Annotated in this window: 4 protein-coding genes; all 4 read right to left on the reverse strand. The window is 26.3% G+C overall.

Annotated elements, in window-relative coordinates:
• Positions 1–6: 6 nt before the first annotated feature.
• The 4 genes from ftsH to HTZ87_RS03495 are packed head-to-tail and all read right to left on the reverse strand — an operon-like array spanning position 7 to position 5,879.
• A complete protein-coding gene (ftsH, locus tag HTZ87_RS03480) occupies positions 7–2,022 on the reverse strand; it encodes an ATP-dependent zinc metalloprotease FtsH (protein WP_174893163.1) in 2,016 nt (671 codons plus the stop codon).
• 23 nt (positions 2,023–2,045) lie between these two features.
• Positions 2,046–2,933, reverse strand: coding sequence for a tRNA lysidine(34) synthetase TilS (gene tilS / locus HTZ87_RS03485; RefSeq protein ID WP_174893164.1), 888 nt, complete (start codon positions 2,931–2,933; stop codon positions 2,046–2,048).
• Entirely contained in the window at positions 2,917–3,471 is a 555-nt protein-coding gene (pth, locus tag HTZ87_RS03490; RefSeq protein ID WP_174893165.1) for an aminoacyl-tRNA hydrolase, read from the reverse strand. The genes tilS and pth overlap by 17 nt, the downstream gene beginning before the upstream one ends.
• A complete protein-coding gene (locus tag HTZ87_RS03495; RefSeq protein ID WP_174893166.1) occupies positions 3,471–5,879 on the reverse strand; it encodes an ATP-dependent RecD-like DNA helicase in 2,409 nt (802 codons plus the stop codon). Before HTZ87_RS03495 ends, pth begins: the two co-directional genes overlap by 1 nt.
• Positions 5,880–6,089: the final 210 nt, after the last annotated feature.

A 6,089-nucleotide genomic window follows, 5' to 3' on the forward strand; every position in this document is an offset into this window, starting at 1 on the left:
AAAAAATTAATTATTCTCTTCTTCGTTTTTTTCAGATGTTGTTTTAATTAAATCATCTAAACTTAATTTATTTTCTTCTTTAACAACTTCTTTTGTTGTGTTTTCAGGAAGTTTAAGATTCTTAGCTATATAGTCAATTTCTTCGGCTATAATTGTTTCTTTTTCTAATAATGATGTTTTAATTAATTCTAAAAGTTCCATGTTTTCATTAATTATTTTATGTGCATGTTTTTGAGCTTCTAAAATAATTTTTCTAATTTCTAAGTCAATTTCATGACTAATTTGATTTGATAAACTACTATTTGTAGCTAAGGTTTTTCCTAAGAACGGACTACCTTCTTCGTTTTGATATTTAATAGGACCTAAGTCACTCATACCAAATTCAGTTACCATTCTTCTTGCAATGTTTGTTGCTTTTTCAATATCATCAGAAGCACCTGTTGAAATTTTATCTTTTCCATAAATTATTTCTTCAGCTGCTCTACCACCCATGAAACTTGCTATTGAAGCTAACAATTCTTCTTTAGAGTAATTGTATTTTTCATTTTCAGGCATCATAAGATTATAACCACCTGCTTGACCTCTAGGTATAATTGTAATTTTTTGAACCTTATTACCACCAGGAGTTTTTAAACCAACAACAGCATGACCAGCTTCGTGATATGCTACAGAAGTTAATTCTTCTCTAGTTATGGTTCTTGATTTTTTAGCTGGACCAGCCATAACTCTATCGATAGCTTCATCAATAATTGATAATGTGATTAATTCTGTTTTTTCTCTAATAGATAATAAAACAGATTCGTTTATTACGTTTTCAAGTTGAGCACCAGAAAATCCTGGAGTTCTTTTTGCAATGTTTTTAAATTCTACATCAGGAGAAAATCTTTTACCTTTAGCATGTAATTTTAAAATTTCTGCTCTTTCCGCTACATCAGGTAACCCAACTGTAATAACCCTATCAAAACGACCAGGTCTAGTTAAAGCAGGATCTAAAACATCAGTTCTGTTTGTAGCAGCGATGAATAGTAAACCAGAATTCTCTTTAATACCATCCATTTCAACTAATAATTGGTTAAGTGTTTGTTCTCTTTCATCGTGTCCACCACCAATACCTGAACCACGAGTTCTACCGATAGCATCTAACTCATCTATAAAAACTATCGCAGGAGAATTTTTTCTTGCTTCAGCAATAACTTGTCTAACTCTTTTTGCTCCCATACCTACAAAAAGTTCAACGAAACTTGATGCTGAAACGAAATAGAATGGAACATTTGCTTCACCCGCTGTTGCTTTAGCTAATAAAGTTTTACCAGTACCAGGAGGACCTCCTAAAAGAATACCACGAGGCATTCTAGCACCTGATTCTTCATATTTTTTAGGGAATTTAAGATAATCTACAATTTCTGATATTTCTTCAATTGGTTCTTTATTTCCTGCTACATCACTGAATTTTTTATCAGATTTTATTATTTGTGCAGGGCTCTTATCACCAAAAGCACCGCCTCCTTGGCCGTTCATAGATCTCATTTGATATCTAGTTAATAACACGATCGCAATAACTAATATTAATGTTGGCACTAAGGAAATGAAGAATGAACTTCACATACTTTGTGATGGTGTTTTAATAGAAGATAACCCAATTAAAGATGGAGTAGTACCTTCAATAACATCTTTTTGTGCACCTAAAAATGAATTATTAATTAGGTTGGAAAATTCTGTTTCGCTACCGCCTAAAACAGTCTTAAGTAAATATCATTCCCCATTAGCTTGATAGGCTTTTTTACCAAGATCACCATCATTAAATGAACCAATTATTGTGTTTTCAAATTGATTTACGTTTATACCAATGAAATATTTACTATCACTTTCATTAGCGGCTGCTTCTTTAATTTTATTTGCAAAAGCAGTAAGTGAAAGTTGCTCGTATTTTTGGCCTGCACTAAGCTGACTCCAAACAAAATAGATAATAATACCTAAAACGACTGCGAACAATACACCTGTTCATATTTTTTTATTTCTCATTTAATCCTTTCGTTTTAATTTATTTAAATTATAGAGTTTTTTATAAATAATTTTCAATTTTTTTTATCCAAATAAAAGTTATCATTCAATTTATAAGTTTTGTTGTTGGTTTTTGCTAACACAAAACTTATAATGCTATCTAATTTACTTTTAGAAAGATTTATTTTATAGCCATCTTTAGTTAAAAACTTAAAAATAACCTCTTCTTTATTTTTTAGAGAAGCAAAACAACTAATTGAAAAATGGTTTTTTTCTCATTTTTTATATTGCTTATCTATTATATGCTTCTTAAACTTTAAAAATACGTTTTTTATTACTATTTTAGTAAATAAAAGCATTTTGTGCACTTTAGTTTTCTTTTTTAAACTATTTCTTATTTTGTTCCTTGAATATTTATTTGTTTTATTAGTGTAATCAATATGAAATGGAATTTCTTTAGAAACACATCTTTTTTCTATCGAATTTTTAAAATATCTAAATAATAATGGTCTTATTATTTTCATACCAAAGATATTATTAGATTTTTTAATACCATAATACAGTGGTTTTCTTCCACTATTTAATTGCAATATTGATGTTTCTAAAAAATCATCAAGATTGTGAGCGATTAATAAAACATTGCATTTTTCTTCATCATAAACTTTTTTAAAAAAGTTATATCTTTCATTACGAGCTCAGTCTTGAAAATTACCACCGTTATATTCATCTTTTTTGAGGTTTAAAACATGTAATTTTATGTTATTTTTATGACAATAACTTTCTACTATTTCTTGATCTACACCACTATCATGTCTTTGATTATAATTTACATGAGCAACCACTATATTTTTACTTTTGTATTTTGATAAAAGAAACATGCTGTCTGGACCACCAGAAACAGCAATTAAATATTTTTTATTTTTTATTAACATTAAATTTATTCATTATTGTGTGAATATCATTAAAACCAAAAGAAATCGCGGTTTCGGCAGCTAAATCAATAATTGGTAAAAGAGTTTTTATTTCATCACTAGTAAATTTACCTAAAACAAAATCTTTAAGTTGACCATTATGCGGTGCATTTATACCAATTTTCATTCTTTTAAAATCTGAAGTACCTAAATTTTCAATAATATTTTTAACACCGTTATGGCTACCACCACTGCCACCTATTTTAATTGCAGCTTTCGATAATTCATAATCCTTATCATCATGAATAACCATAATATCTGTATGATCAATTTTAAAAAAGTTTTTCAATTGTTGAACAAAAGTTCCTGATAAGTTCATATATGTCATAGGTTTTGCTATCACTATATCATCAACTTTAACAAAAACTCCATTAAATTTCTCTTTATTTAATTTAACATTTAACTTTTCACATATTCTGTCAATAATTAAAAATCCAACATTATGTCTAGTGTATTTATATTCATCACCTGGATTCCCTAAACCAACTATTAATTTCATTATTCCTCCAAACCTAAAAATTCTTGCATATTAGTAATTTTTTGTTCTTTTTTATTAAAAGTCTTCATAAAAATCGTTGAATATATATTGTTATTTAAGGCAAAAACAGTTAAATCACTTTTTGCTCTAGAAACCGCTGTATAAACTAGTTTTCTATTTAACATACCCGAATGTTGATTATATACAACAAAAATAACTGATTCGTTTTCACTACCTTGAAACTTATGTACTGTAATAGCATAAGCTAGGTTAATTTCGTTAGAAAAATCTTCTTTTGAATATTCAACTATAAAATCTTTTTCACCGTTGTTAAACTTAACGAAAATTTTCTTATTGTTTTTATCATCAGTTGTACCACTAATAACTCCCAAATCACCGTTAGATATACCAATTTCGTTTTTATTTACCAATTGAATAACCTTATCACCAACTTTATATTCTATAGTTTCGTTATTAAATTTTGATGTATGAACAATCTCGCCGTAAGGGTTATATTTGCTTTGTATTGCTTTATTAATTAAATTAATACCAAAACTACCTCTATAAATAGGACACAAAATTACTGTGTTAAATAATCCGTATTTTTTTACTTTCTCAATAAATAATGAAGATAAGTCTTCAAAAGGATTTTTACTATTTCAAATATTAACTTGATTACCCGTAAAACCTTTAGCTACATATTCAACTCATGATTCAGAAAAATTATAAACAAATTCTTTATATGTATTTTCCGTATTTAGTAATAATTTTTGTTTGTAATGATTAATAATTTCAACATCATCTACAACTTTATCCATTATTTTATTAACAAATAATTTAAAAAACTCCACAAAATAAGGGTTTTTAATATCGCCTAAACCATTTATAAAATTTATGTAATTTTTTATATCTTCAGAATCACTTCGATATATTTTATTTAAAAATACTGTTGGTATTTTTTTACTTTCTATTAAGTCGTTTAATATAATTCCAGGACCAATAGCTGGTAATTGATTAGAATCACCGATTAATACTATTTTTTGTAGGTTAAAACACGAACTTAAAATCTTATAAAAGATATTAATATTAACCATACTAAACTCATCAATAACCAAGATTTTCACTTCTTCAAAATCAATATCTGACGGAATATCTTCTTTATCATTTTTTATTCTTAAAAAACTATGGATAGTTCTTGTTGAAATATCATGTTTAGTAGATATATTTGAAGCAGCACGACCTGTTGGCGCCAAGATATAAAAATCTTTCTCTTCTACATAACCATTAAGTTTTAAAGTGTTATATATATGTTTTATTATTAAACTTTTACCTGTTCCAGGCATTCCCGAAATAATACTTACACCACAATTAGTAACCATTTCATAAGCTACCTTTTGATCATCTGATAAATAATTTAATTCTTTTAAAGGTTCTTTTTGAAGAATTAATGAACTATTTTCATTAATAAAAATTAATTTATCTACTATATGCTTTTCTTTTTCTCTCATTTCTTTTCTCGAGACTAAGTTTTCTTTAGCATAAAGCGAACCATCTTTAATTTTATTAATTATAAAATCGTTTATAACTTCCTTTATATCATTATTATTAGGTAAATTTGCATATTTAACTACAGTTAATATTAAATCGTTAATATTAACAAAGGTTGAGTTATTTTCTTCTAAATTAAACATAGCATAATCTATATATGCATAGATTCTTTGTTTTGAAAGTATTTGATAACCTAAAAGCTGTGCGAAAGCATCTACATCACTCAATGAAACGTCATATTTTTCTCACAAATAATAAGGGTTTTTTGATTTATATAATTCTATAAAGTTTGGATTAGAATCATTTTCATGAATTTTAACTAATAAGTTATAAATTTTTTGCAAATCATTACTGAAAAAAAATTGAATATTTTTTTGGTATTCTTCGTCATCTTGATTGATTAAATCGTTTATTTTCAATAATTGTTTTTCGTTTTTCTTGAAATAACTCAAAATTTTGTCATATGTTGTTTTTGGTATTATCTTTAAAATTTGAATTTCTTTACTTTCATCAAAAAATACCTTGATCACATCCTTACCAAAAGTATCTAATATTTTTTTGCTTGTTGCTTTACCAACTGATGGAATTTTATTAAGATGAATGTTGATTTCAGAATTAATATCAATTTCGACCTTAACCGGAATATATTTAACTAATTTAAAATTTTTTTGAGCTTTAGCAACTCTTACTTCATACTTTTTATTCAACTCAGGCATTTCTAACCCGGCACAATAAATCATAACGTGCTCTCTCGAATTATCTTTTTTAAATTTAAAAAATCCTCAAGAACCACTATCAGGACCCTTAAGTTTTTCTGTAAATTTTCCTACGAAAGTATCATCATTTTTGTTTTTTAATTCATCATCTTTTTCAAATATCATATTATTAAATTATACATTTTTTTATAATTTTACTTAGCAAAATATCAATATGTTATCCACATATTTATCAACAAGTTTATAACATAGATATAAACATATTTATTAACATTATTTTATATATGTGTATAACTACATAAAACATCTATATTATAGGGTTAAAAGTTGTGGAAAACTATTTAATAACTATGTTGATTATTATTTAATAACATT

Source organism: Mycoplasma sp. OR1901 (assembly GCF_013348745.1).
Taxonomy (GTDB): Bacteria; Bacillota_I; Bacilli_A; order Mycoplasmatales; family Metamycoplasmataceae; genus Mycoplasmopsis.